The following is a 26835-nucleotide window of genomic DNA, read 5'->3' as shown; positions in this document are numbered from 1 at the left end:
CCCCTCCCCTGCGGCGTCAGCCGGCGAACTTCACATCCGTGATGGCCTGCTTGTACCCCGGTTTGGTGTAGTCGTCCGCACCGGCCTGCGGCATGGCGGTGATCCACAGGAGGACGTAGCGCGTCTTGACCGGGGTTTCCGCGGTCAGCTTGAGCGCGCTGCCCGAGCTGGTGGCGCCGACGATCTTCTTCATGGACGAGACCGGCGTCTGCGAGGACATGTTCTTGGTCGCGTACAGCGTGACGGTGGTGTGGTTGCCGGCGTACTTCAGCGCTATCTCGGCGGCGCTGACGTCGTGCTCGGCGCCGAGGTCGTAGACGATGCCGAGGCCCTCCTTGACCTTCACCTCGGGACCGTCGTAGAAGGTGCGGGTGCGCCAGAAGGTGGAGGAGTCCCCGTCGTAGGTGTGGGGGACGCCGTCGAGGTCCTGGGGCGTGCCGTCGGGGTAGTACTCCTCGCCCCGCTTGATGGCGATCGGCTCGGGCGCCTTCTTCTCCGGTGCGTCGTCGCCGGTGGTGGTCTGCTGGTGCTGGTTGTCGCTGCTCTGGTTGCTGTGCTCCAGGAGCGTGTCGGCGAGCTGCCAGCTGCCCAGGCCGAGGGCGGCGATCAGCAGGGCCGCGACACCCCACTTGAGGGCCTTGCCGGTGCGGCTCTGCAGCGGGGGCGGCGGGGGCGCGACGGAGAGGGTCTGGACGGCGGGCCCGCCGGGAGGCGTGGGACGGCCGTAGCTGCCCTGCTGGTACGTGGTGTGCTGGTACTCGGGCGGGGCGGTGAAGACGGGCTCCGGCGGCCGGATGCGGGGCATCGCGGCGACGGCCTTGGCCAGTTCCTCGGGGGTGGTGCAGGCGGGCTCCTGGCGCGAGGCGGTGGCCCCGTCGTTGGCGAGGGCGCGCATGGCGAGCTCGCCCAGGCCCCGGTGGACGCCGGCGCGGACCTGGTCGGGAGCGATCAGGCCGACGCCCTTGGGCAGGCCGGTGAGGCCGTAGGCGTCGCTCTCGTACGGCCAGCGCTGGGTGAGGGCGGCGTACAGGAGGGCGCCGATGGCCTCGGTGTCCGCGCGCTGCGGGGTCTCGCTGGTGATGCCGCGCAGGGCGGCGTTCACGGCGAGGCCGCGGATGCGGTACTGGCCCGTGGAGGTGCGCAGTATCGCGCTGGGCGTCAGGCGCAGGTGGGACAGGCCTTCGCGGTGGGCGGCGGCCATGGCCTGGGAGACCTGGCTGACGAGCTGGTAGGCCTCGTGGGCCTCCAGCGGCCCCACCGCGAGGAGCGCGGTGAGCTCGGTGGCGTCGGGCAGCCACTCGTGGACGACGTAGACGAGGTCGTTCTCCTCGACCGCGTCGAGGACCTGGACGAACCGGGGGTCGCCGAGGAGGGCCGAGGAGCGGGCCGCGGCCAGCACGGAGCGGGCCCGCGGGTGGTCCGCGGGCAACAGGTGGACGCCCACGGCGCGGCGGAGCTTCTCGTCCATCGCGCGCCAGCTGCTGAATCCGTCCAGACGGGTGACGCACTCTTCGAGCCGGTAGCGTCTGGCGAGTTTGTGACCGCTGTGGAGTTCGGGCGCAGCCGAGGGGGCCACGCTCGCGCGTTCGCCTTCCTTCTCGGGCATGGGTCCGTCCGCGGCTTGTCGGTTCTGGGTGTCCACCCCGTCGGCCGTGGCCTTGGCCGCTCCTGCGGCCAGCGGCTCGTCGCCGCTGTTGTCGGCCACGTCGACGGCAGCCGTGCTACGTTCCGCCACCGTCGTCCCTGCCTCCCCATCCGTTGCGCGCTGTCGGCCAGTCTGCGAAGCCATGCCAATTGTGCCCACAGTCTGGCGCTATGCACGACACGCGAAGAGGGGCAACGGTTGTGCGCATCAGCGCCCCATGCGCCCGCGGACCATTCCGACCATCGCGTTGAGCTCTTCGATGCGCATGCGCTTGGCGGCGGCGAGGAACACGGCGGCCAGGGCGACGAGTCCGGCGACCAGGGCCGCGGTGGAACCCAGGGGTCCGCTGCCGAGCCACTGGGTGATCCCGTACGCGACGGCCCCGGCGACGGCGGCGGCCGGGACACAGGCGCCGATGAGCCGCGTGTAGGTGCGCATCACGTGGGCGCCGTCGAGGTCGCCGCCGAGGCGGGCGCGCAGCCGGCGCCAGGCGACGCCCACGCCCACGGCGTAGCCGAGGCCGTAGGCCGCCGCCATGCCGACCACGGCCCAGCGGGCCGGGAGGACGACGAAGGCGAGGGCGGAGACACCCGCGTTGACTGCGGCGACGATGACGGTGTTGTAGAAGGGCGTCCGGGTGTCCTCGTAGGCGTAGAAGCCGCGCAGGACGACGTACTGGACGGAGTACGGGATCAGTCCGAGGCCGAAGGCCATCAGGATGAAGCCGATGTTCTGGGCGCTCTCCACACCGGACTTGAAGTAGAGCAGGGTGGCCATCGGGACGCCGAGCGCGAGGAACGCGAAGGCGCAGGGCACGATCGCCACGGCCGAGGTGCGCAGACCGTAGGAGATGTCGTCGCGGACGGCGGCGGCGTCGCCGTCGTGGGCGGAGCGGGAGATGCGCGGCAGGACGGCCGTCATGACGGACACGGTGATGATGGCCTGCGGCATCTGCCAGAGCAGCAGCGCGTAGTTGTAGCCGGTGATGCCGGTACCGCCGTGGCCCTGCTTGTCGGCGACCCCGCCCGCCCAGGTGGCGAGCTGGGTGACGACGACGAGGCCGATCTGGTTGGCGAGGACGAAGAAGAACGTCCACTTGGCCAGGCCGGCTGCCTTGCCGAGGCCGTGTCCCTTCCAGTCGAAGCGCAGACGGGGCTTGAAGCCGGCGTCGCGCAGGTAGGGGATCATCGCGAGGGACTGCACGGCGAGGCCGAGCAGGGTGCCCAGGCCCAGCAGGCGGACGCCCTCGGGGGTGATGCCGGCCTCGGTGACGCCGGTGCTGGTGAAGCCGCCGAAGGCCCAGATGAAGGCGCCGAAGGTGGCGATGACGACGATGTTGTTGAGGACGGGGGTCCACATCATGGCGCCGAACCGGCCGCGGGCGTTGAGGATCTGACCGAGGACCACGTGCACGCCCATGAAGAACATGGTGGGCAGGCAGTAGTGGGCGAACGCGACGGCGACGTCCATCCGCTGCGGGTCGTCGGCGATCTTCTGCGACATCATGCCGATGAACAGCGGGGCCGCGAGGACGCAGATGGTGGTGACCGCGCCGAGCAGCACCATGACGAGGGTCAGCAGGCGGTTGGCGTAGGCCTCGCCACCGTCCTCGTCGTTCTTCATCGCGCGCACCAACTGCGGGATGAAGACGGAGTTGAGGGCGCCGCCGCCGACCAGGACGTAGATCATCGTCGGCAGGGTGTTGGCGACCTGGTAACTGTCGTTGAGGGTGGCGACGCCGATCGCGCCGGCGATGACCAGGGTCCGCAGGAAGCCGGTGATGCGGGAGACGATCGTTCCGGCGGCCATCAGGGCGCTGGACTTGAGCAGACCCGCGGCGCGCCCGGCGGGCTTGCTCGGTGCCGGGGCGGCGACGGGGGCCTCCTCGACCGGGGTGCGGGGCGCGGCCTGCTGGTCCCGGTAGAGGTGCGCGAACGCGTCGGGCCCGGGCCGGTCGTCCGTCGCGCCGGTCACGAGGGAGTCCACGCCGACGAACTGCGTGGTGGTGGCGTGGTCCCCGTACGGCAGGTGGCGGGAGGGGCCGTCGGGCTCGGGCGGCGGGGTCTGGGCCCACACGCGCGGGTCGGGACCGTGCACGGGCGTGGCCGGGGCCGCGTAGAGGGGGCCGGGCTCCTGGAAGGTACCGGGCGGGGGCGGCGGGTGGGAGGCACGGTCGTAGAGCACCTCCGCCACCGGGTCCTGGGCCGAGAGATCCTGCGACCGGTAGGGGTCGTGATCGTAGGCGTCCTGGACATAAGGGTCATGATCCGGCGCGGGCGCAGGCGCGGGAACCTGCCCGGGCACCGGTGTGCCCGGGGCAGTGCCCTGGGAGGGCGCTGGCCCGCCAGTGCCCTGCGCGCGGTCACCGTTGTACGGCGCGTTCATCGAAACCCCACCTCATCGTCCCAGGCCCGACCGGCCACGGCATCGCTCAACGGTCCACTGTCTCACCCGTGCCGGACCCGCTCGCGCTTTGCGGTCCGGTGTCCGGGGACTCGTCACTCGGCTGCGTGTCCTCCTCGGCGGCCGCGCGGGCTGCGACGCGCTTGCGACTGGCGTACATCTTGATGCCTGCCAGTACCAGGAGGAGCACGCCGCCGGCGATCACCAGCATGACGGTGGGAGTGATCTCGGTGGCGTCGACGGTGAACTTGCGTTCCTTGCCGTACGGCACCCCGTCCTTCGTGAAGAGCTGCGCCGAGACCTCGACCGGACCGCTCGCCGTGGCGTTCGCGGTGAACTTCAGCGTCTGGCTGTGGTCGGCCTGGACGGTGACTTCCTGCTGGGCCGTGCCGCTGTCGCCGAACATCAGGCGGGTCGGGTTGGCGGACTTCACCCGCAGCACGAGGTCGTGGACGTCCTGGACCAGGCTGTTCTGCACGGTCACCGGGATCGTCGCGCTGTGCCCGGACAGCGTGGCGTCGGACTTCGGGATGACCTTGACCTTCTCGGTCAGGCCGAGCAGGTACCGCTGAGCCTGGTCCCGGTAGTCCTTGGCCTCCTCGGGGCGGCCGCGCCACGTGGAGGACATCTCGCGGTTCATGGTGTTGCCGAAGGGGATCTCCACGCGGTCCGGCGCGGAGAGGATCACCTTGAAGTGGTCGAGGGTGTTCTGGGTGGTGCGGATGTCCTCGAACGCGGACACCGGCAGCTCCTGCTTGCGCAGGGAATCCGGGTACTGGCCGGCCCCCGGCACCTGGGTGGCGGCGCCCGGGTCGGGCTTCGCCGCGGCCGCGGCCTCCAGATCGGTCGGCTGCGTCCAGCGGCCGCTCTGCAGGCCGCGCAGGGCGGCCGCCATCGTCTGCACCTGGCTGGACGAGGGCATCCGCTGCGGGGCGACGACGAAGCTGCGCTGCTCCCCGGTGTTCTGCAGGTTGAGGGCGAGGCTGTGGGCGAGGAACCGCTGCACGGCGAGCGTGGAGTTCCCGGCGCCGAGCATGTCGCCCTCGAAGGTGGTGGAGAGGTCCGCGTCGGCCACGACCGCGGTGCTGCCCGCGCCGATGGGCCGGGCGGCCGAGGGGGTGTAGCCCAGGGAGCCGGTCTCACGGAGGCTGTCGCTGCGGGTGAGCACGTTGTGGGCGCCGGCCGAGGTGGCGACGTTGACGATCGACGGGTCGATCGCGCCGTCCACCGGCCAGGAGAAGCCGGTGGACGCGGGCACGTGCAGGACGGTCTCGACGGCCTGCTTCGCCTTGTCGGTGGCGGGCCGCAGCTGGCCCAGGGTGCCCGACACGTCCTTGCCGCGGTGGGCGAGGGAGGCGATGTCGGGGTCGGCGAACGGCAGCGCGACGACCTTCTTGCCCTGGACCGCGCTTTCCAGCGAACTGAGCCACTGCTCGGCCACGGCCTTGTTCTTGCCCTGGACGGTCCGGCCGTCGGGGGTGCGGACCCGGTAGCCCTTGGTCATCGCGTCGACCGTGTAGAGCAGGTCGGGATCGATGACCCATGTGATGGGCAGCTCCTTGCCGAGCGTGACCATCTGCTCCAGGCGGCCACCGGGCTTCAGCTCGTCGGCGAGGTTGTCGTCCTGGAAGACGGGCGTCTGCGTCTCGTCCGAGCCGGTCTCCGCGGTCAGGTGCGTCGTGGAGATCAGCGGCCATGCGTAGGCCAGGTGGGAGCGCTTGGAGGCAGCCTCCGGCTGCCAGGGCAGGAAGGTCCGCTTGATGCCCAGGACCTGCTCGTACGAGCGGCTCCCGCTCTCCCCGGACAGGGACACGCCGAGCTGGTAGACGCCGTCCTTGTCCAGCGGCAGCTTGTTCACCGGGACCTTGAGGGTGAACGCCTGGCCTGCCTTCGCGGGCAGCGAGTCGATCTTCGCGGCGTACGCGGAGTCGATCTCCGCGGGGTCAGTGCCGGGCCGGAAGGCCGTGCGGTCCGCCACCTCGTCGATGGCGGCCCGGTCTCCCAGCGCCGACCCGACCCGCAGCCCCACGTGGGCGTTGCTGATCTTCTCGCGGGTGTTGTTGACCACCGTGCCCGAGATCGTCAGCGTGTCGCCCTTGACCGGAGCCGTGGGCGCCAGTGTGTCCAATTGGACATCGACGGGGGCGTCCGCGGCCTCGGCCGGCGGCGCGGGGGCATAGACCAGAGCGGCGAGCACCGGCGTCCCGGCGAGCAGGACGACGGCGCGCCGCAGCCAGCGACGCCGGGCAGGGGCCGGTACTGCCCCCTGGTTGTCTGCCGCCTCGGCCACGCGCCCGCCCGTCCTCGAAGTGTCAGTGGTCGTCGTTTGTGCGTCCACGCATGGTAACGAGACCCGCCGTGCGCGAGTGCCGCGCCTTGCTCCACATGATCGGGGCCGGCCGCCCGCCGCCGTGTGCCGGGGTGGCCACAAACGAGGGAGCCCCCGCCGGGCCGGGCACGTACCCTTTTCTGTTGTGCCGAACGCCAATGAAGACAACCCCAGTGCCCTGAGTCAGGTGCAGCGCCGCGCGGTGAGTGAACTGCTGCGGGTCGCCCCTGTCGCCGACGAGCTCGGCCGCCGTTTCCAGGAGGCGGGATTCCGTCTTGCCCTGGTCGGGGGGTCCGTCCGCGACGCGCTGCTCGGGCGGCTCGGCAACGACCTCGACTTCACCACCGACGCCCGCCCCGAGGACGTTCTGAAGATCGTCCGGCCGTGGGCCGACTCGGTGTGGGACGTGGGCATCGCCTTCGGCACCGTCGGCGCCCACAAGCTCGGCTTCCAGATCGAGGTGACCACCTACCGATCCGAGTCCTACGACCGGACCTCGCGCAAGCCGGAGGTCTCCTACGGCGACTCGATCGAGGAGGACCTGGTCCGTCGCGACTTCACGGTGAACGCGATGGCCGTCGCGCTGCCCGAGAAGGAGTTCGTGGACCCGCACGGGGGCCTGGAAGACCTCCAGGCAGGCATCCTGCGCACCCCTGGCACGCCGGAGGACTCGTTCTCGGACGATCCGCTGCGCATGATGCGCGCGGCCCGGTTCGCCGCCCAGCTGGACTTCGAGGTGGCTCCCGAGGTCGTGGCCGCGATGACGGCGATGGCCGACCGGATCGAGATCGTCTCCGCGGAGCGGGTGCAGGGCGAGCTGAACAAGCTGCTGCTGTCGGCGAACCCCCGCAAGGGGCTCGGCCTGCTGGTGGACAGCGGCCTGGCCGACCACGTGCTGCCCGAGCTGCCCGCGCTTCGGCTTGAGAGTGACGAGCACCACCGGCACAAGGACGTCTACGACCACTCGCTGATCGTGCTGGAGCAGGCGATCGCCCTGGAGGAGGACGGTCCGGACCTGGTGCTGCGGCTGGCCGCCCTGCTGCACGACATCGGCAAGCCCCGCACCCGCCGGTTCGAGAGCGATGGCCGGGTCTCCTTCCACCACCACGAGGTGGTGGGCGCGAAGATGACCAAGAAGCGCATGACCGCGCTGAAGTACTCCAACGACATGATCAAGGACGTGTCCCGGCTGGTGGAGCTGCACCTGCGCTTCCACGGCTACGGGGACGGTGAGTGGACGGACTCCGCGGTGCGGCGCTACGTCCGTGACGCGGGTCCCCTCCTGGAGCGCCTGCACAAGCTGACCCGCTCGGACTGCACCACCCGCAACAAGCGCAAGGCCAACGCGCTCTCCCGGACCTATGACGGCCTGGAGGAGCGCATCGAGCAGCTCAAGGAGCAGGAGCAGCTCGACGCGATCCGGCCCGACCTGGACGGCAACGAGATCCAGCAGGTGCTGGGCGTCGGCCCCGGCCCGGTGATCGGCAAGGCGTACGCGTTCCTGCTGGACCTGCGGCTGGAGAACGGCCCGATGGGACACGAAGCGGCGGTCGCGGCCCTGAAGGAGTGGTGGGCCGCACAGGCCTGACACCGGACCGCAGCGGTCGACGGGGTCGATGTTTCACGTGAAACATCGACCCCGTTTCACGTGAAACATCAGCCGGAGCGGATCAGCCCGAGCGGATCAGCCCGAGCCGATGTTTCACGTGAAACATCGCCCCTGGCGCCGCAGGAGCGCCGCGGTCACGGCGTACACGACGGACACGCTCATGATCAGTACGACCGACTGGCCGTCGGCGGGAAGCATCAGGGAGGCGACCGCGGCGGCCCCGACGAACGCGACGTTGAACAGCACGTCGTAGACGGAGAAGACGCGGCCCCGGAACTCATCGTCCACCTGTGACTGCACGACGGTGTCGGTGGAGATCTTGGCGCCCTGGGTGGCGAGGCCCAGTACGAAGGCAGCGGCCAGCATCGGGCCCGGGGCGAAGAACAGGCCCAGTGCGGGGACCAGGACCGCGGCGCCGGCGGAGCAGGCCGTGATCCAGCCGCGCGTGCCCAGCCGGCCCACGAGCCAGGGCGTGATGACGGCGGCCGTGAAGAATCCGGCGCCGGAGACCCCGACCGCGATGCCCAGCAGGGCCAGGCCGTCCGACTCGTTGTCCGACCAGGAGTAGCGGCAGAGGGTCAGCAGCATGACCGTCAGCGCGCCGTAGCAGAACCGCATCATGGTCATCGCGGCGAGCGCCTGGGCGGCCTCGCGCCGCTCGGCCAGGTGCCGCAGGCCCTCGGTCATGCCCCGGACGGTCAGGGCGATCCCCTCGGCTACGGACGGATGGGAGTGGCCAGGGGGGTGGTCGGGTCCGAGGAGCCCGATGGCCAGGCGCAGGGACATCAGGGCGGCGGCCAGATACAGCAGGGCCCCGAGCAGGACGACGAGGGCATTGGAGTCCGAGGCCAGCAGCCGTACGAGGAAGGCCAGTCCCCCGCCGGCGGTCGCCGCGAGGGTCCCGGCGGTGGGCGACAGGGCGTTGGCGGTGACCAGTTGGTCCGGGCCGACGACCCGGGGCAGCGAGGCGGCGAGTCCGGCCAGGACGAAGCGGTTGACGGCGGTCACGGACAGGGCTGAGGCGTAGAAGAGCCAGTCGGGGACGTGCGCGACGATCAGCAGGCCGGTGACGCAGGCCAGGACGGCCCGCAGCAGGTTGCCGTAGAGGAAGACCTGGCGGCGCCGCCAGCGGTCCAGCAGCACGCCGGCGAAGGGGCCGATCACCGAGTAGGGCAGGAGCAGGACCGCCATGGCCGAGGCGATGGCCGCGGGCGAGGCCTGCTTCTCCGGGGAGAAGACCACGTACGTGGCGAGCGCGACCTGGTACACGCCGTCCGCGGCCTGGGAGAGCAGCCGTACGGCGAGCAGGTTGCGGAAATCCCTCAAGCGCAGGAGTACGCGCAGATCACGTACGACAGGCATGAGGGCAAGGGTCACATACGCGGAGGGTCCCCGGGCGTATTGCCCGGGGACCCTCCGCGGAAGAACAGCCGAAGTCCAGGTGTCCTCGCGGACCCTTGGGGTTCGACTAGCGCTCGACCTCGCCCCTGATGAACTTCTCGACGTTGGCCAGCGCCTCGTCGTCGAAGTACTGCACCGGCGGGGACTTCATGAAGTAGCTGGAAGCCGACAGGATCGGGCCACCGATACCGCGGTCCTTGGCGATCTTCGCGGCGCGCAGGGCGTCGATGATGACACCGGCGGAGTTCGGGGAGTCCCACACCTCGAGCTTGTACTCGAGGTTCAGCGGGACATCGCCGAAGGCGCGGCCTTCGAGGCGGACGTAGGCCCACTTGCGGTCGTCGAGCCACGCGACGTAGTCGGACGGGCCGATGTGGACGTTCTTCTCGCCGAGCTCACGGTCGGGGATCTGCGAGGTGACGGCCTGCGTCTTGGAGATCTTCTTCGACTCCAGGCGGTCGCGCTCAAGCATGTTCTTGAAGTCCATGTTGCCGCCGACGTTGAGCTGCATGGTGCGCTCAAGACGGACACCGCGGTCCTCGAACAGCTTCGCCATCACGCGGTGCGTGATGGTGGCGCCGACCTGCGACTTGATGTCGTCGCCGACGATCGGGACACCGGCCTCGGTGAACTTGTCCGCCCACTCCTTGGTGCCGGCGATGAAGACCGGGAGGGCGTTGACGAACGCGACCTTGGCGTCGATGGCGCACTGCGCGTAGAACTTCGCAGCGTCCTCGGAACCGACGGGCAGGTAGCAGATCAGAACGTCGACCTGGCGGTCCTTGAGGATCTGCACCACGTCGACCGGAGCCTCGGCGGACTCCTCGATGGTCATGCGGTAGTACTTGCCCAGACCGTCGTAGGTGTGGCCGCGCTGAACGGTCACACCGGCGTTCGGGACGTCGCAGATCTTGATGGTGTTGTTCTCGCTGGCGCCGATGGCGTCGGAGAGGTCGAGGCCGACCTTCTTCGCGTCGACGTCGAACGCGGCGACGAACTCGATGTCACGCACGTGGTAGTCGCCGAACTGGACGTGCATCAGACCGGGGACCTTGGCCGCCGGGTCGGCGTCCTTGTAGTACTCGACGCCCTGCACCAGCGAGGCGGCGCAGTTGCCCACGCCGACGATGGCTACGCGAACCGAACCCATTCCGGTTGCTCCCTGTTTGTTCTCGGACGAGGTCTGCGAGATCGCAGACCTCACTTTGCAGTTTCGTCGGGCGGGCCGGGATTTCTCTGGTCCCGTCCCGCCCGCTCGCTCTCGATCAGCTCGTTCAGCCAGCGGACTTCGCGCTCCACGGATTCCATTCCGTGTCGCTGCAGTTCAAGCGTGTAGTCGTCGAGGCGTTCCCGCGTGCGGGCGAGCGAAGCCCGCATCTTCTCCAGGCGCTCTTCCAGCCGGCTGCGGCGACCCTCCAGCACCCGCATCCGCACTTCACGTTCGGTCTGGCCGAAGAAGGCGAAGCGGGCGGCGAAGGACTCGTCTTCCCAGGTGTCCGGCCCGGTGTGGGAAAGGAGCTCCTCGAAGTGCTCCTTACCCGCCGCCGTCAACCGGTAGACGATCTTGGCGCGGCGCCCTGCGAGTGAAGCGGCGAGAGCGTCTTCCGGGGCGCTGCCCGGTTCCTCGATCAACCAGCCGTTGGCGACCAGCGTCTTGAGGCAGGGATAGAGCGTCCCGTAGCTGAACGCCCTGAACACACCCAGCGAGGTGTTGAGCCGCTTGCGCAGCTCGTAGCCGTGCATGGGGGATTCGCGAAGCAGGCCGAGGACGGCGAACTCGAGGATGCCTGAGCGTCTGCTCATCCGCCTGCCTCTCCTCCGCCCCTGAGTCATTATGTCGAGCTGATGTATCGACTCGATACATCCAGACGATAGAACGGGCTGCCCCCGGCGACAAGAGGTGGCGTAGTGACCGGCATCACATCACCAATTCGTACGAGGCAAGTTGCCTGATTTGGGGTGAACTTCGACACTGATTGGGTTTTGAGCGTGCGTAGTCTGTGCGCCATGACACCGGGGGGACCGGAACTCACCTGCCGCTTCCAGGCCACTCGCCTGGCCGAGGAGTAGTCGTTCGATGAGCGAGCACCGCCGCAAACCGCCCCAGCCCGAACCCCAGGGCGGCGGACGCGCCGCGCCCCGCCGGGCCGCCCAGCAGCGCCCCGGCGCCGGACGCGACGTACCCACCGCGTCCCCGAGCGTCCCTTACGGCGAGCCGGCCGGCCGCGCCGATGCCCGCAGATCCACCCAGCGGGGGTCCGGCCCCCGCGGCCGCGGTCAGGCGGGCAGGGGCGCGGGGCGCCCGGACAAGCGGCTGATCAACTACCCGCGGTCCGACAAGGGCGGCTGGAAGCGCTTCGTGCCGTCCTGGAAGCTCGTCGGCGGCACCGCGCTGGGCTTCTTCGCGGTCGTCACCGCCGGCGCCGGCATCGGCATCGCCATGGTGAACACGCCGAACCCGAATCTGGCCGCCCAGGCGCAGAACAACGTCTTCTTCTGGGCCGACGGCACTCAGATGGTCGCGACCGGCGGTTCCATGAACCGGCAGATCGTCCCGATCTCCAAGATCCCCCGCTCGATGCAGGACGCGGTGATCTCGGCCGAGAACGAGTCCTTCGAGACCGACAAGGGCGTCGACCCCATGGGTATCGCCCGCGCCGTGTGGAACATGGCCAAGGGCGGCTCGACCCAGGGCGGCTCGACCATCACCCAGCAGTACGTGAAGAACACCTACCTCGACTCCGACCAGACGCTCAAGCGCAAGGTCACCGAGCTCTTCATCGCAATCAAGCTGGGTGTGAGCGCCGAGAAGGACGACGTCCTCGCGGGCTACCTCAACACCGCCTACTACGGCCGGGACGCCTACGGCATCCAGGCCGCCGCCCGGGCCTACTTCGGCAAGGACTGCGAGGAGCTCACGCCCTCCGAGAGCGCCTTCCTCGCCTCCGTGCTCAAGGGGCCGAACCTGTACAACCCGGACGGTGGCATCGGCACCGCCGCCACCCCGCAGGCCAACACCGAGCGAGCCCGGCAGCGCTGGGCCTGGGTGCTGGACCGCGAGGTCCAGGTCGGCCGGATGCAGAAGGCGGACCGGGACCAGATCAAGGAGTTCCCCAAGCTGGTGGACTCCGAACTGGCCCGAGGCATGTCCGGCCAGATCGGCTACCTGGTCGAGACCGCCAAGCAGTACGTGATGAAGACCAAGGACATCCCGGCCGAGAAGATGGCCCTGGGCGGCTACCAGATCCACACCACCTTCGAGAAGCCGAGGGTGGACGCCCTGGTCAAGGCCGTCGAGGAGACGCGCGACGACTTCCTCGACGAGAAGAAGCGTCCTGACTACGACACCTTCGTGCAGTTCGGCGCCGCCTCCGTGGACGTGAAGTCCGGGGCGATCGTGGCCATGTACGGCGGTCCGGGCTGGGACAAGAAGCACTTCACCAACAACGCCAACACCATCGGTGTACCGGTCGGCTCGACCTGGAAGCCGTACGTGCTGGCGGCGGCGCTGGAGTACGGCACCCAGAACTCGAACGGGTCGGGCCTCTCGGTCGACAGCAAGTACCCGGCCAACGACCTCACCGTGATCAACAACCGTCAGGGCAAGCCGCTGACGGGCAGCAACGGCAAGCCGTTCCAGCAGAAGAACGAGAGCTCGACCCCCTACGGATACGTGACCCTGAACGAGGCGATGGAGAAGTCCATCAACGTTCCGTTCGCGCAGCTCGTCTTCGACGTCGGCCACAGCAAGGTCCGCGACGTGGCCAAGTCCACGGGCATCCTCACCGACTCGATGGACCCGGACAACACCGCCTCCTTCGCGCTGGGCACCTCCACCCCCAGCGCCATCCGGATGGCCGACTCGTACGCCACCTTCGCCGCCTCCGGTACCCACCACGAGCCGTTCTCGGTGACCAAGGTCGAGCAGGACGGCAAGGAGCTGCCCGGCTTCGAGGCTCCCAAGGCGCAGCGCGCCATGGACAACGCCGTCGCCGACAACGTCACCAAGGTGCTGGAGAACGTCGTCCAGAACGGCACCGGCGTCAAGGCCAAGAAGCTCAACCGGCCCGTCGCGGGCAAGACCGGCACCACCGACAAGAACAAGTCGGCCTGGTTCGTCGGCTACACCCCGGAGCTGTCCACCGCGGTCACCCTGTTCCGTACCGACCCCACCTCGGCGGACAAGAAGCTGATGTCCATGAACCACGTGGGTGGTGTCGACTCCATCCACGGTGGTGACATCCCGACCGTGATCTGGACCGAGTACATGCGCGAGGCGCTCAAGGGACTCCCGTCCAAGGAGTTCCCCGAGCCCGACGACATCGGCGTCACCGCGGACGCCTCCGGCGCGCCCTCCCCGAGCCCCTCGGTCGCCCCCTCGCCGTCCGTGCCGCCGTCGCCGTCCACGTCGCCGAGCACCTCGCCCCCGGTCTCCCCGAGCCCGTCCAACGGCGGCAAGCCCTCCTGCAAGCCGTGGCGGGTGTGCTACGACCCGACGACCAACGGGGGCACCACCAGCGGCGCCGACAACGGCGGAGCCAACGGAGGGGGTGTCAACGGCGGAGGCGCCATTGGCGGAGGCGCCGACGGCGGAACCTCCGGGACTCCGTCGCCGCCCACGGGCAAGCCGGGCCGGCCGGGCGGCATCACCGGCTGGGGCGGCACGTCCACCGGGACCACCGCCGGTACCGGGGGCTGACCCGCCCCGCCCCGCGCTGACGAGGGCCGTCGCACTCCGTGCGGCGGCCCTCCCTCATGCCCGGCCCCGTACGGCAGGATGTGCGCATGACGAAGGTGCACGAGGAACGGCCCGTACTGCCCACCCAGCAGGACGAGGTCGCCGCGGCCGGCAGCGAACTCATCGGCGGCCCGCTCGGCCGCCGCGCCCGGCTGGGCGGCCACTGGCTGACTCCCGTGCGGGTCGTCATCCTCGTCGCCCTCGGGATGTTCGCGCTCGGCATGGTCCAGAAGCTCCCCTGTTACGACTGGGCCTGGTTCCAGGGAGCGGGTTCGCAGTACACCCACGCCTGCTACTCCGACATCCCGCACCTGTACTCCGCGCGCGGCTTCGCCGACGGCCTCGTCCCGTACTTCGACCGGTTCCCCGACGGCGACCCGAAGTACGGCGACATGCAGTACGTCGAGTACCCGGTCCTGACCGGCGCCTTCATGCAGTTCGCCTCCTGGCTCACCCCGGGCGGCGGCTCCATCCAGCACCGCGAGCAGATGTACTGGATGGTCAACGCGGGCATGCTGATGATCTGCGCCGTGGTCATCGCCTACTGTGTCGCCCGCACCCACCGCCGCCGGCCCTGGGACGCGCTGCTCTTCGCCCTCGCGCCCGCCTTCGCCCTCACCGCGACGATCAACTGGGACCTGCTGGCCATCGCCCTGACCGCCGCCGCGACGCTGATGTGGGCCCGTGGCCGCGCGGTCCTGTTCGGCGTGTTCATCGGCCTGGCCACCGCCGCCAAGCTCTACCCCGTACTGCTGCTCGGCGTGCTGTTCGTGCTCTGCTGGCGGGCCGGGAAGTGGCGCGCGTTCGGCGCCGCCCTGCTGGGCGCGGCCGGCTCCTGGCTCCTGGTCAACGGGCCGGTCATGTACTTCGCCTGGGACGGCTGGAAGCGGTTCTACGTCTTCAGCCAGGAACGGCCCATCGACTTCGGCTCCGTGTGGCTGCTGATCTCCCAGCGCTCCGGCAACCCCCTCGACGGCGCCAACACCTACGCGACGGTCCTGACGCTGCTGCTGTGCGCCGCCATCGGCCTGCTCACCCTGGCTGCCCCGCGGCGTCCCCGCTTCGCGCAGTTGGCCTTCCTCGTCGTGGCCGCGTTCATCCTGGCCAACAAGGTCTACTCGCCGCAGTACGTGCTGTGGCTCATCCCGCTCGCCGCGCTGGCCCGGCCGCGCTGGCGGGACTTCCTGATCTGGCAGGCCGGCGAGGTCATGTACTTCCTCGGCATCTGGTTCTACCTCGCCTACACGACCAGCGGGGACAAGCACCAGGGCCTGCCCGTGGAGGGCTACCAGGTGGCGATCGCCGCCCACCTGATCGCGACGCTCTACCTGTGCGCCGTCGTCGTCCGCGACATCCTGCTGCCCGAACGGGACGTGGTGCGCCAGGACGGTTCGGACGACCCCTCCGGCGGCGTCCTGGACGGCGCCGAGGACGTGTTCACCCTGTCGCACATGACGAAGGCGCCGCAGTACGCGGCGCCTTCGCAGGGACAGCGGGTCGAGTGGGGAGCGGACCTCAGGGACTGAGCGGCCCCCGCGGCCGGCCCGTCACCACCCGGTGGATCAGGCGTCGAGCACCCGGTCGAACTGGGTGGTGGTGTGCCGCAGGTGCGCCACCAGCTCGTCGCCGACCTTCGGCTCGGTCGCGTCCGAGGGCACGAACAGGATCGACACCTGCATGTGCGGCGGCTCCGCGAACCAGCGCTGCTTGCCCGCCCAGACGAACGGGGACAGGTTCCGGTTCACCGTGGCCAGGCCCGCGCGGGCCACGCCCTTGGCGCGCGGCATGACCCCGTGGAGGGCCTTGGGAGCCTCCAGCCCCACCCCGTGCGAGGTGCCGCCCGCGACCACGACGAGCCAGCCGTCGGACGCGGCCTTCTGCTGGCGGTAGCCGAACCGGTCGCCCTTCGACACGCGCGTGACGTCCAGGACCGCGCCGCGGTACTGGGTGGCCTCGTGGTCGCCGAGCCACAGCCGGGTGCCGATACGGGCCCGGAAGCGGGTCTGCGGGAACTGCTGCTGGAGCCTGGTCAGCTCCTGGGCCTTGAGGTGGCTCACGAACATCGTGTGCAGCGGCAGCCGGGCCGCGCGCAGCCGGTCCATCCAGCCGATGACCTCCTCGACGGCGTCCGAGCCGTCGGGGCGGTCCAGCGGCAGGTGCAGGGCGAAGCCCTCCAGGCGGACGTCCTCGATCGCCGAGTGGAGCAGTCCCAGGTCCTGCTCGGAGATGCCGTGGCGGCGCATCGAGCTCATGCACTCGATGACCACCCGGGCGCCGACCAGGCCGCGGACCCCGTCCACCGAGGACACCGAGCGGATGACCCGGTCCGGCAGGGGAACCGGTTCCTCGCCCCGCCGGAACGGCGTGAGGACGAGCAGGTCGCCGCCGAACCAGTCCTTGATGCTGGCGGCCTCGTACGTGGTGCCGACGGCGAGGATGTCGGCGCCCATCCGGGTCGCCTCGTCGCACAGCCGCTCATGGCCGAAGCCGTAGCCATTGCCCTTGCAGACGGGGATCAGCCCGGGGAACTGGTCCTGGATCTGCTTCTGGTGCGCACGCCAGCGCGCGGTGTCGACGTAGAGCGTGAGCGCCATGCCCGTCCGGAGCCTCTCTGGAAAACAGCTGCCTGTGCAGCGGTGCGGTGTGTGTGGAGCAGTGCGGTGCGGTGTGGATCAGCGCCGCGACATGTAGATGTCGAGGGCCTTGTGCAGCATCTTGTTGAGCGGGAAGTCCCACTCGCCGACGTACTCGACGGCCTCGCCGCCGGTGCCGACCTTGAACTGGATGAGACCGAACAGGTGATCGTTCTCGTCCAGGGTGTCACTGATGCCGCGCAGGTCGTAGACGCTCGCACCGAGCGCGTACGAGTCGCGCAGCATCCGCCACTGCATCGCGTTCGACGGCCGAACCTCGCGCTTGTGGTTGGCCGATGCGCCGTAGGAGTACCAGACGTGCTGGCCGACGGTGAGCATCGTGGCGGCGGCCAGCGGCTCCCCCTCGTGGGTGGCGATGTACAGCCGCATCCGGTTGGGGTCCTCGGAGTTGAGGGCCGTCCACTGACGCTGGAAGTAGCTGAGCGGGCGCGGGCGGAACTTGTCGCGCTCGGCCGTGATCTCGTACAGGTGCTGCCAGGTCGGCAGGTCGTCGTAGCCGCCCTGGACGACCTCGACACCGGCCTTCTCGGCCTTCTTGATGTTGCGGCGCCACAGCTGGTTGAAGCCCTTGAGGACGTCGTCCAGCGAGCGGTTGGCCAGCGGCACCTGGAACACGTAACGGGGCTGGACGTCGCCGAAGCCGGCGCCGCCGTCCTCGGCCTGCTGCCAGCCCATCCGGCGCAGCTTGTCCGAGACCTCGAAGGCGCGGGGCTCGATGACCGAAGCCTCCACGTCGCGCAGTCGCTTGACGTTCGGGTCCTGGATACCGGCCTTGATGGCCGCCGAGTTCCAGCGGCGGATCACGACGGGCGGGCCCATCTTCACGGTGAAGGCGCCCTGGTGCTTCAGGTGCGCCAGCATCGGCTGGAGCCACTCCTCCAGATTCGGGGCGTACCAGTTGATGACCGGCCCCTCGGGCAGGTACGCGAGGTAGCGCTTCACCTTGGGCAGCTGCCGGTACAACACGAGGGCGGCGCCGACGAGTTCCTCCGACTCGTTGAACCATCCGAGGTTCTCGGAGCGCCACTCGTTCTTCACGTCGGCCCACGCCGGGACCTGGCAGTGGCTCGCCGAGGGCAGGCTCTGGAGGTAATCCAGATGCTGCTCTCGACTGATGGTCCTCAGGGACAGGCTCATGCGGGGCGTCTCCTCCGGCGGCTTCGCTGGCTATGGCGCGAAGCCTACTGCGACAAGGGCGCCACCCATCTGGGGGACGGGCCGTGCCCGTCCCCGTGGCGGCCGGCGCCCTTGTCGCGGAGATGCCCCGGTCAGCCGCTCAGCCGCCGAAGAGACCGCCGTGCGCCATGCCGAGGTAGAAGCCGATGGCCGAGGCGCCAAGGCCGATGATCAGTGCGAAGCGCTCGCGTGTCGTGACGGAGATGAACTGTCCGTACGCGCCGGTCAGGATTCCGATCAGCCCGGTCCACGAGCTGAGCAGGTGGAGATTGTGGAAGAACGCCGTGACGAACGCCACGGCCCCGAGGACCAGCGTGACCGCCAGCAGGGTGTCCTGCAGGGGGTGGGGCTTGCCGTCGGTCGCGAAGAGGGAGATGGAGGACTGGCGTCGCATTGCCTGTGCCATAGGAAAGGCACCTCCTGGCTGAAGCAGAGCGGTGCACCGGGGCCGCCTCCGCGAGGAGCCGGGGGCCTAGCACCGAGCGCACCCGTTGAGTACAGATTGTGGCCTCCTCCTGCCGGATTTCAACCGGAAGGAGTCGAGCAGGTAGTCTGTACGGTCTGCGCGGTGTCTGTTCTCAGGCACCGTGCCACGCATCACGACCCTCCTGCCACGGAACGACCGTGGCCGCTGAGTCCAAAGGAGGTGGGTTCCACATGCGTCACTACGAAGTGATGGTCATCCTCGACCCCGATCTCGAGGAGCGCGCTGTCTCCCCGCTGATCGAGAACTTCCTCTCCGTCGTCCGTGAGGGCAACGGAAAGGTTGAGAAGGTCGACACCTGGGGCCGTCGTCGTCTCGCTTACGAGATCAAGAAGAAGCCCGAGGGCATCTACTCGGTCATCGACCTTCAGGCCGAGCCTGCGGTCGTCAAGGAGCTTGACCGACAGATGAACCTGAACGAGTCGGTTCTCCGGACCAAGGTCCTTCGCCCCGAGACCCACTGAACTTCGGTTCAGCGGTAATCGGGAACGAGTAGCACAGCAGCCCAGCAGCAATCCCCGCCGAGAGGTTCATCCATGGCAGGCGAGACCGTCATCACGGTCGTCGGCAATCTCGTCGACGACCCCGAGCTGCGCTTCACCCCCTCGGGTGCGGCGGTCGCGAAGTTCCGTGTCGCGTCCACTCCCCGCATCTTCGACAAGCAGACCAATGAGTGGAAGGACGGCGAAGGCCTGTTCCTGACCTGCTCGGTCTGGCGTCAGGCGGCGGAGAACGTCGCCGAGTCCCTTCAGCGGGGCATGCGCGTCATCGTGCAGGGCCGGCTGAAGCAGCGGTCGTACGAGGACCGTGAGGGTGTCAAGCGCACGGTCTACGAGCTGGACGTCGAGGAAGTCGGCCCCAGCCTGAAGACCGCCACGGCCAAGGTCGCCAAGACCACCGGTCGCGGCGCTCAGGGTGGATACGGCGGCGGCGGTCAGCAGCAGGGTGGCGGCGGCGGTGGCTGGGGCGGAGCCCCCAGCGGCGGCGCCCCTCAGGGCGGCGGAGCTCCCTCCGACGACCCGTGGGCGTCCAGCGCGCCGGCCGGCGGCCAGCAGCAGCAGGGCGGCGGCGGGGGCGGCTGGGGCGGAAGCTCCGGCGGCTCCGGTGGTGGCTACTCGGACGAGCCGCCCTTCTAGGGCAGCTCGTATCCCCACTTCTTGATCACACAGGAGAGACACAATGGCGAAGCCGCCTGTGCGCAAGCCTAAGAAGAAGGTCTGCGCGTTCTGCAAGGACAAGACCGCTTACGTGGACTACAAGGACACGAACATGCTGCGGAAGTTCATTTCCGACCGCGGCAAGATCCGTGCCCGCCGCGTTACCGGCAACTGCACGCAGCACCAGCGTGACGTCGCCACGGCCGTGAAGAACAGCCGTGAGATGGCGCTGCTGCCCTACACGTCCACCGCGCGATAAGGAAAGGGTGACCGAATAATGAAGATCATCCTGACCCACGAGGTCTCTGGCCTCGGCACCGCCGGCGATGTCGTCGACGTCAAGGACGGTTACGCTCGCAACTACCTGGTCCCGCGTGGTTTCGCGATCCGCTGGACCAAGGGTGGCGAGAAGGACGTGGCGCAGATCCGCCGCGCCCGCAAGATCCACGAGATCGCGACCATCGAGCAGGCCAACGAGTTCAAGGCCAAGCTCGAGGGCGTGAAGGTCCGTCTGGCCACCCGCGCGGGTGACGCTGGTCGTCTCTTCGGTTCCGTCACTCCGTCCGACATCGCCACGGCGATCGAGGCTTCCGGTGGCCCGAAGGTCGACAAGCGCCGCGTTGAGCTGGGCTCCCCGATCAAGACCCTCGGTTCGTACCAGGTCTCCGTGCGTCTGCACGCCGAGGTCGCCGCGAACGTGGGCATCGAGGTCGTCGCCGCCTAAGGGCTGCGCATGAAGGGCCGCACCCCGATGGGGTGCGGCCCTTCGTCGTTGCCGGGCGATGTTTCACGTGAAACAGGGGCGGACCTCTCGCTGTGTTTCACGTGAAACACAGCGGCAAGGGAACCCGCTCAACGCGTCGCCCCCGCGATCAGCCAGCGGCCGGAGCGGGCGCGGAGCTGGAGGGTGGCCATCCGGACCACCATCATCAGTGTCATGGCCCACCAGAGCGCGGTCAGGCCCCCGCCGAGGGCCGGGACGAGCAGTGCTGCCGGGGTGAACACGGCGAGGGTCAGCAGCATCGCCCAGGCGAGGTAACGGCCGTCGCCGGCGCCCATCAGTACACCGTCCAGGACGAAGACGATCCCGGAGACGGGCTGGGAGACCGCCACGACCAGCAGGGCGGGCAGCAGGGCCTTCTCTACCGTGGGGTCGCTGGTGAACAGCGGAATGAACACCGGGCGGGCCAGTACGACCAGCAGGCCGAGCACGATGCCCGAGGCGATCCCCCACTGCACCATGCGCCGGCAGACGGCCTTGGCCCCGTGGGTGTCACCGGCTCCGAGGTAGCGGCCGATGATGGCCTGCCCCGCGATCGCGATCGCGTCCAGGGCGAAGGCCAGCAGGCTCCACAGTGCGAGCAGGATCTGGTGGGCCGCGATGTCGGCGTCGCCCAGCCGTGCGGCGACCGCCGTGGCGATCATGAGTACGGCGCGCAGGGACAGGGTGCGGACCAGCAGAGGGGCACCGGCCTGGGCGCAGGCCCGGATGCCCGCCGGGTCGGGGCGCAGGGAGGCCTGGTGCTCGCGGGCGCCCCGGACGACCACGAAGAGGTAGGCGGCGGCCATGGCGCACTGGGCGATGACCGTGCCCCAGGCGGATCCGGCGATCCCGAGACCCGCGCCGTAGACGAGGGCGACGTTCAGGGCGCCGTTGAGGGCGAACCCGCCGATGGCCACGTAGAGCGGGGTCCTGGTGTCCTGGAGCCCGCGGATGACGCCGGTGGCGGCGAGCACCATCAGCATGGCCGGGATACCGAGGGCGGAGATCCGCAGGTAGGTGACCGCGTACGGGGCGACCGTGTCCGAGGCCCCGAAGAGGGAGATCAGCCAGGGCGCTGCGGGCATGACGACGGCGATGACGGCCGCGCCGAGCAGGAGGGCGAGCCAGATGCCGTCCATGCCCTGCCGGATGGCCGCCTGGAGGTCTCCCGCGCCGACGCGGCGGGCGACGGCCGCGGTGGTCGCGTAGGCGAGGAAGACGAAGACGCTCACAGCGGTGGTGAGCAGGGCGGCGGCGATGCCGAGGCCGGCGAGCTGGGGCGTGCCGAGGTGCCCCACGATGGCGCTGTCGGCCATCACGAAGAGGGGCTCGGCGACGAGGGCGCCGAAGGCGGGGACGGCGAGTGCGAGGATCTCGCGGTCGTGCCGTCTCGGGGCAGCCTTCGGCGCTGCGGTGGCCTGTGTCATGTGCTCAATCTAATCTTCCACAGGTAATAGATACAAGGGTCTTTTGATCCTTACTAACGTGCTGACTTGGGCGTTCTTCGCACCCCGTTGGAGGCGATCTTGAGGTGGTGGCCAAGATTTTTCTTCCCCACAGTCAGTGGAAGAAGAAATCGCAGGTCAAAATGGGTGTGTGGGTAGGGCAGGTGATTTTGTCCACAGCCCCGTCCCCCGGTCCGTGCACAGCTTCGGCGGAGTTACCCACAGCATTGGTGCCGTCATCCACATCTCATCCACACACCCTGTGGATAACAAGATTGGCTGACGTCGCCAACGGCCCTACCGTTGTGCGTTGCCCGACGTGCCGAGAGCCGATTCGGGTGCCCCAAATGTCAGAGCCGTGTCGTAGAAAGAGTGGCACGGCGAGGTCCGCGTTGCGGACGGGAGGAGGCGGCCCGGTGAGCATGCCCGAGCCCATGGACGACCCTTGGGCCGACAGCGGTCCAGGCGACCGTCTGCCCGCCCGTCCGCGCCGTAACGGCGAGGGACGCGGCCGCGGGGACGACCAGCAGGACCGGGGCCGCGAGGGCGGCTCCTGGGACGGCGGAGGCGGCGGCTTCGAGCGCGTCCCGCCGCAGGACCTCGACGCCGAGCAGTCCGTCCTCGGCGGCATGCTGCTGTCGAAGGACGCCATCGCCGACGTGGTCGAGGTCCTCAAGGGACACGACTTCTACCGGCCCTCGCACGAGACGATCTACCAGGCCATCCTCGACCTGTACGCCAAGGGCGAGCCGGCCGACCCGATCACGGTCGGCGCCGAGCTCACCCGGCGCGGCGAGATCAGCAAGGTCGGCGGGGCCTCGTACCTGCACACCCTGGTCCAGTCGGTGCCCACGGCGGCGAACGCCGAGTACTACGCCGAGATCGTCCACGAGCGGGCGGTCCTGCGCCGGCTGGTCGCGGCCGGTACGAAGATCACGCAGATGGGATACGCGGCCGACGGCGACGTCGACGAGATCGTCAACAGCGCCCAGGCAGAGATCTACGCCGTCACCGAGCAGCGGACCTCCGAGGACTACCTGCCGCTCGGCGACATCATGGAAGGCGCCCTCGACGAGATCGAGGCGATCGGCTCCCGCAGCGGCCAGATGTCGGGCGTTCCGACCGGCTTCACCGACCTCGACTCGCTCACCAACGGCCTGCACCCGGGCCAGATGATCGTCATCGCGGCCCGGCCCGCCATGGGTAAGTCCACCCTCGCGCTGGACTTCGCCCGGGCCTGCTCCATCAAGAGCAACCTGCCGAGCGTCATCTTCTCCCTCGAAATGGGCCGCAACGAGATCGCGATGCGGCTGCTGTCGGCGGAGGCCCGGGTGGCGCTGCACCACATGCGCTCCGGCACGATGACGGACGACGACTGGACCCGGCTGGCCCGCCGGATGCCCGACGTGTCCGCGGCCCCCCTGTACATCGACGACTCACCCAACCTGTCGATGATGGAGATCCGGGCCAAGTGCCGTCGGCTCAAGCAGCGCCACGACCTCTCGCTCGTGGTCATCGACTACCTCCAGCTGATGCAGTCGGGTGGCTCGCGCCGTCCCGAGAGCCGTCAGCAGGAGGTCTCGGACATGTCCCGAAACCTCAAGCTGCTGGCGAAGGAGCTGGAGGTCCCGGTGATCGCGCTGTCCCAGCTGAACCGTGGTCCCGAGCAGCGCACCGACAAGAAGCCGATGGTCTCCGACCTTCGTGAATCGGGTTCGATCGAGCAGGACGCCGACATGGTCATCCTGCTGCACCGTGAGGACGCGTACGAGAAGGAGTCGCCCCGCGCGGGCGAGGCGGACCTGATCGTGGCGAAGCACCGTAACGGCCCCACGGCGACGATCACGGTGGCCTTCCAGGGCCACTACTCACGGTTCGTGGACATGGCCAACACGTAGCATCCGATCATGGATGCCGTATCTGAAGATCTTGATCTGCTCCCCGCGACCCGGCGCGCGCTGAGGCACCGGATCGCCGTCGCCCAGAGCGAAGGGCGGGCGCCGTCGGTGGTGGCGGCCGTCGTACGCGGGGGCGAGCTGGTCTGGGAGGGCTCCCGGACCTCGGTCGAGGGACACGGGCCCGACGGGAACGTGCAGTACCGGATCGGGTCGATCACCAAGACCTTCACCGCTGTTCTCGTGATGCGGCTGCGCGACGAGGGCCGGCTGGCGCTCGCAGACCCGCTGGAGAAGCACCTCCCGGGGACCGGCGCCGGAGAGGTGACCGTCGCCCAGTTGCTGGCCCACACCGGTGGGTTGGCCGCGGAGACCCCGGGTGAGTGGTGGGAGCGGTCCTCGGCGGCGTTGCGGCCGGAGCTGTCGGACGTACTGGGGGAGGAGCCGTTCCGGCACGAGCCCGGGCGGCGCCACCACTACTCCAATCCCGGCTACACGCTGCTCGGTTCGCTCGCCGAGGCCGTGCGCGGGAAGCCGTGGGCCGAGGTGCTGCGGGCCGAGGTGCTGGAGCCGCTGGGGCTCGGCCGTACGAGCCCGCTGCCGCAGGCCCCGCACGCCGGCGGCTGGGCGGTGCATCCGTGGGCGGACGTGATGATGCCGGAGCCGCTGGAAGACCTGGGGCTGATGGCCCCGGCCGGTCAGCTGTGGTCCACGACCGGTGACTTGGCGCGGTTCGCGGCGTTCCTGGCGCGCGGTGACGAGCGGGTGCTGAGCGCGGATTCGGTACGGGAGATGCGGACGTCGGCGGCTCCGCCGGAGCCCGGCCTCGCCGAAGTCGGCTACGGGCTCGGCCTCCAGCTGATGGACGGCGACGGCCGCCGGCTCGTGGGGCACAGCGGTTCGCTTCCGGGGTTCGTCGCGGGGCTGTGGCTCAGCGAGGCGGACGACGTGGCGGCGGTGGTGCTGGCCAACTGCACGTCGGGGCTGCCCGCGACGGCGCTGGCCGCCGACCTGGTGGCGATCGTCGCGGACGCGGAGCCGCGGTTCCCGGAGCCGTGGCGGCCGTTCCGGGAGGCGGACCAAGTGGCGCTGGAGCTGTGCGGGCCCTGGTACTGGGGGACCTCGGCCCAGGTGCTGCGGCTGACGGCGGACGGGCTGCTGGAGCTCCGCCCGGTGGGCGCGGTGGGCCGGGCCGCCCGGTTCCGCGCCCGGCCGGACGGCAGCTGGACGGGTCTGTCCGGCTACTACGCGGGGGAGACGCTGAGGGCGGTTCGCCGGGAGGACGGTTCGGTGAGCCACCTCGATCTGGGCTCGTTCGTGTTCACCCGGGAGCCCTACGACCCCCAGGCGCCGGTGCCCGGCGGGGTGGACCCGCAGGGCTGGCGGGGCATCGGCTGACCCCTCTCCAGGACCGCCCGGACCCGTTCCCGCGGGCTCAGGCCACGAGTTCGCGTTCGAGCGGGGTACGGAAACGCGGGGTGACACGGGCCTCGCCCAGCCACTGGGCGAGGCGGACGGCCTCGGCGGTGACGGCTTCCCCGGCGGCTCGGCCGGGGTCGCTCAGCAGACGCCAGACGATCTCGCCGCTGGGGCGCTGTGCCCAGCCCCCGACGATCTCGCCGTTCCACCAGACGGTGGGTCCGAGGTTGCCGGCGTAGTCGAAGAGGGCCGGCCGGTGCGCGGGGTCGAGGTGGAACCCGCGGTCGGCCCAGCCCATGCCGCTGGGGTCGAGGCCGGGCAGGAGGGCCGCCCAGGGTTCCGGGGCGGGTTCGGGCGCCGTGTCGCCGGGGCTGACGAGTGCGGTGCTGCCGTCGTCGAGGCGGACCTGGTCGGCGCCGGCGGCGGCGAGGGCCTTGCGTACGTCGGTGAGGGTCCAGCCGGTCCACCATCTGAGGTCGGCCTCGGTGGCCGGACCGTAGGCGTGGAGCCAGCGGCGGGCGATCTCGGCGCGGGCCTCGGCAGCGGGCAGGGCGGGCCAGGGTTGGGTGTGGACCCACCGGAACTGGCTGGAGGTCCACGAGCCGCGGGGCCGGTCGCGGCGGATCCTGCCGTCGGCGGCGAGCAGACGGATGACGCGGGTGGCGACGCCGGCCTCGGTCTCGTACTTCTTGCCCCGGCCGATGGTGATCTTCCGGCGCAGGGCGGGTACGGCGGCGGAGATCTGGCTGCCGGTGGACGCCCCCTGGGCATCGAGGGCCGCGAGCGCATCGGCTTCCGCCTGGGCGAGCCAGGCGGCATCGAGGCCCTGGCCGTCCTCGGCGAGGTGCTTGAGGAGGGTGCGGCGTTCCTTGGCGGCGATACCCCGGGCGGTGGAGGCGTCCACGTACGGGGCGAGTTCGGTGGAGACGGCGAAGAGCGTGTTGCGCATGCTGAGCAGCCGGACGAGGCTGACGTCCTCGTAGAGGGCCTTCTCGATCTCGGCCGGGCCGTCCCCCTCGGAGAGGCGGGCGCGGGCGGAGAGGAAGACGGTCGCGGCGTCGGTGGCGTGCAGGGCGACGACGGCGTCCGCTGCCTGCGCGGCGCTGGTGGCCCGGGCGGAGGGAGCCAGGCGGTGCCGGCGCCCGAGCCGGTGACGGCGCTCGGCCGTGGTGACGAGGGGGAGGCTGGGGCTCATTCTCCCGATCGTAGGCCGGGCCGCCGACGGCGACCCGGCCCTGCCGGGCGCTCGTCAGAGCTGCAGCTTGAAGCCGACGTGGGAGGCGGTGAACCCGAGCCGCTCATAGAAGCGGTGGGCATCGGTCCGGGTCACGTCCGAGGTGAGCTGGACGAGTTGGCAGTTCTCACGGCGGGACTGGTCCACGGCCCATTCGACGAAGCGGGTACCGAGGCCGCTGCCCCGTTCATCGGCGTGGACGCGTACGCCCTCGATGATGGAGCGGGTGGCCCCCTTGCGGGAGAGGCCCGGGACGATGGTGAGCTGGAGGGTGCCCACGACCCGGTCTCCCCGTACGGCGACGACCACGTGCTGGTGAGGGTCCTCGACCAGCCGCCCCAGGGCCGCGGCGTACGGGGTGAGGTCGTCAGGGGACTCACGGGTGGCGCCGAGGGGGTCGTCGGCGAGCATCGCGACGATGGCCGGCAGATCCTCCTCGGTGGCGGGGCGGATGGCCAGTTCGGGGGTGTCGGTCATGTGGTG

Annotated in this window: 21 protein-coding genes; 9 read left to right on the top strand and 12 right to left on the bottom strand. The window is 69.9% G+C overall.

Translation table 11 applies throughout. The features are described from left to right. Positions 1–16 precede the first annotated feature (16 nt). From EES41_RS18605 to EES41_RS18595, 3 genes are all read right to left on the bottom strand, one after another. Positions 17–1735: a protein kinase family protein gene (locus EES41_RS18605; RefSeq protein ID WP_123079560.1), complete on the bottom strand. Its 1719-nt coding sequence runs from the start codon at positions 1733–1735 to the stop codon at positions 17–19. A gap of 117 nt (positions 1736–1852) precedes the next feature. Then, a complete protein-coding gene (gene murJ / locus EES41_RS18600) occupies positions 1853–4030 on the bottom strand; it encodes a murein biosynthesis integral membrane protein MurJ (protein WP_123079559.1) in 2178 nt (725 codons plus the stop codon). Between the two features lie 46 nt (positions 4031–4076). Beyond that, a complete protein-coding gene (locus EES41_RS18595; protein ID WP_123079558.1) occupies positions 4077–6338 on the bottom strand; it encodes a DUF6049 family protein in 2262 nt (753 codons plus the stop codon). A gap of 184 nt (positions 6339–6522) precedes the next feature. Between EES41_RS18595 and EES41_RS18590 the strand changes: the two genes are divergently transcribed. Further along, on the top strand, positions 6523–7965 hold the full coding sequence (locus EES41_RS18590) for a CCA tRNA nucleotidyltransferase (RefSeq protein WP_123079557.1): 1443 nt from the start codon (positions 6523–6525) through the stop codon (positions 7963–7965). A 114-nt stretch (positions 7966–8079) separates the two neighbouring features. On the opposite strand, the gene EES41_RS18585 is transcribed toward EES41_RS18590, so the two are convergent. The 3 genes from EES41_RS18585 to EES41_RS18575 all read right to left on the bottom strand — a co-directional run bounded on the left by EES41_RS18585 (position 8080) and on the right by EES41_RS18575 (position 11190). Beyond that, a complete protein-coding gene (locus tag EES41_RS18585) occupies positions 8080–9348 on the bottom strand; it encodes an MFS transporter (protein ID WP_123079556.1) in 1269 nt (422 codons plus the stop codon). A gap of 106 nt (positions 9349–9454) precedes the next feature. Beyond that, positions 9455–10537 (bottom strand): inositol-3-phosphate synthase, encoded by a 1083-nt coding sequence (locus EES41_RS18580; protein WP_123079555.1) that lies wholly within the window; start codon positions 10535–10537, stop codon positions 9455–9457. Positions 10538–10587: 50 nt separating this feature from the next. Next, positions 10588–11190, bottom strand: coding sequence for a PadR family transcriptional regulator (locus EES41_RS18575; RefSeq protein ID WP_123079554.1), 603 nt, complete (start codon positions 11188–11190; stop codon positions 10588–10590). A gap of 274 nt (positions 11191–11464) precedes the next feature. Here EES41_RS18575 and EES41_RS18570 point away from each other — a divergent pair, with 274 nt between their 5' ends. Then, positions 11465–14086 carry a transglycosylase domain-containing protein gene (locus EES41_RS18570; protein WP_123079553.1) on the top strand — a complete coding sequence of 874 codons (2622 nt, stop codon included), beginning with the start codon at positions 11465–11467 and terminating at the stop codon, positions 14084–14086. 86 nt (positions 14087–14172) lie between these two features. Beyond that, a complete protein-coding gene (locus tag EES41_RS18565) occupies positions 14173–15651 on the top strand; it encodes a glycosyltransferase family 87 protein (RefSeq protein WP_123079552.1) in 1479 nt (492 codons plus the stop codon). A 36-nt stretch (positions 15652–15687) separates the two neighbouring features. On the opposite strand, the gene EES41_RS18560 is transcribed toward EES41_RS18565, so the two are convergent. The 3 genes from EES41_RS18560 to EES41_RS18550 all read right to left on the bottom strand — a co-directional run bounded on the left by EES41_RS18560 (position 15688) and on the right by EES41_RS18550 (position 18361). Then, on the bottom strand, positions 15688–16719 hold the full coding sequence (locus EES41_RS18560; protein ID WP_073774006.1) for an alanine racemase: 1032 nt from the start codon (positions 16717–16719) through the stop codon (positions 15688–15690). A 78-nt stretch (positions 16720–16797) separates the two neighbouring features. Beyond that, on the bottom strand, positions 16798–17916 hold the full coding sequence (locus EES41_RS18555; protein ID WP_008741671.1) for a peptidoglycan bridge formation glycyltransferase FemA/FemB family protein: 1119 nt from the start codon (positions 17914–17916) through the stop codon (positions 16798–16800). Between the two features lie 139 nt (positions 17917–18055). Further along, positions 18056–18361 carry a hypothetical protein gene (locus EES41_RS18550; protein ID WP_073774007.1) on the bottom strand — a complete coding sequence of 102 codons (306 nt, stop codon included), beginning with the start codon at positions 18359–18361 and terminating at the stop codon, positions 18056–18058. 251 nt (positions 18362–18612) lie between these two features. Here EES41_RS18550 and rpsF point away from each other — a divergent pair, with 251 nt between their 5' ends. The 4 genes from rpsF (at position 18613) to rplI (ending at position 20320) form a co-directional block, all read left to right on the top strand. Continuing rightward, positions 18613–18903 carry a 30S ribosomal protein S6 gene (rpsF, locus tag EES41_RS18545; RefSeq protein ID WP_004950685.1) on the top strand — a complete coding sequence of 97 codons (291 nt, stop codon included), beginning with the start codon at positions 18613–18615 and terminating at the stop codon, positions 18901–18903. A 72-nt stretch (positions 18904–18975) separates the two neighbouring features. Then, positions 18976–19575 (top strand): single-stranded DNA-binding protein, encoded by a 600-nt coding sequence (locus tag EES41_RS18540; protein ID WP_123079551.1) that lies wholly within the window; start codon positions 18976–18978, stop codon positions 19573–19575. A gap of 43 nt (positions 19576–19618) precedes the next feature. Next, positions 19619–19855 carry a 30S ribosomal protein S18 gene (gene rpsR, locus EES41_RS18535; protein WP_005315025.1) on the top strand — a complete coding sequence of 79 codons (237 nt, stop codon included), beginning with the start codon at positions 19619–19621 and terminating at the stop codon, positions 19853–19855. Positions 19856–19873: 18 nt separating this feature from the next. Then, on the top strand, positions 19874–20320 hold the full coding sequence (rplI, locus tag EES41_RS18530; protein WP_008741674.1) for a 50S ribosomal protein L9: 447 nt from the start codon (positions 19874–19876) through the stop codon (positions 20318–20320). A gap of 128 nt (positions 20321–20448) precedes the next feature. Here the strand turns inward: rplI and EES41_RS18525 are convergent, their stop codons facing one another. Then, positions 20449–21786: an MATE family efflux transporter gene (locus tag EES41_RS18525; protein WP_123079550.1), complete on the bottom strand. Its 1338-nt coding sequence runs from the start codon at positions 21784–21786 to the stop codon at positions 20449–20451. 452 nt (positions 21787–22238) lie between these two features. On the opposite strand from EES41_RS18525, the gene dnaB reads away from it, so the two are divergent. Both dnaB and EES41_RS18510 read left to right on the top strand, forming a co-directional pair. After that, positions 22239–23702 carry a replicative DNA helicase gene (dnaB, locus tag EES41_RS18515; protein ID WP_123082550.1) on the top strand — a complete coding sequence of 488 codons (1464 nt, stop codon included), beginning with the start codon at positions 22239–22241 and terminating at the stop codon, positions 23700–23702. A gap of 9 nt (positions 23703–23711) precedes the next feature. Continuing rightward, a complete protein-coding gene (locus EES41_RS18510; protein WP_123079549.1) occupies positions 23712–25097 on the top strand; it encodes a serine hydrolase in 1386 nt (461 codons plus the stop codon). Between the two features lie 37 nt (positions 25098–25134). On the opposite strand, the gene EES41_RS18505 is transcribed toward EES41_RS18510, so the two are convergent. Both EES41_RS18505 and EES41_RS18500 read right to left on the bottom strand, forming a co-directional pair. Next, complete coding sequence (locus EES41_RS18505; protein ID WP_123079548.1) at positions 25135–26313, bottom strand: winged helix DNA-binding domain-containing protein; 1179 nt, start codon at positions 26311–26313, stop codon at positions 25135–25137. Positions 26314–26367: 54 nt separating this feature from the next. Further along, positions 26368–26829, bottom strand: coding sequence for a GNAT family N-acetyltransferase (locus EES41_RS18500; RefSeq protein WP_123079547.1), 462 nt, complete (start codon positions 26827–26829; stop codon positions 26368–26370). Between the last annotated feature and the right edge of the window lie 6 nt (positions 26830–26835).

The organism is Streptomyces sp. ADI95-16, from assembly GCF_003721495.1.
Lineage (GTDB): Bacteria > Actinomycetota > Actinomycetes > Streptomycetales > Streptomycetaceae > Streptomyces > Streptomyces goshikiensis.
This window is presented reverse-complemented; position numbering and strand designations above follow the sequence as displayed.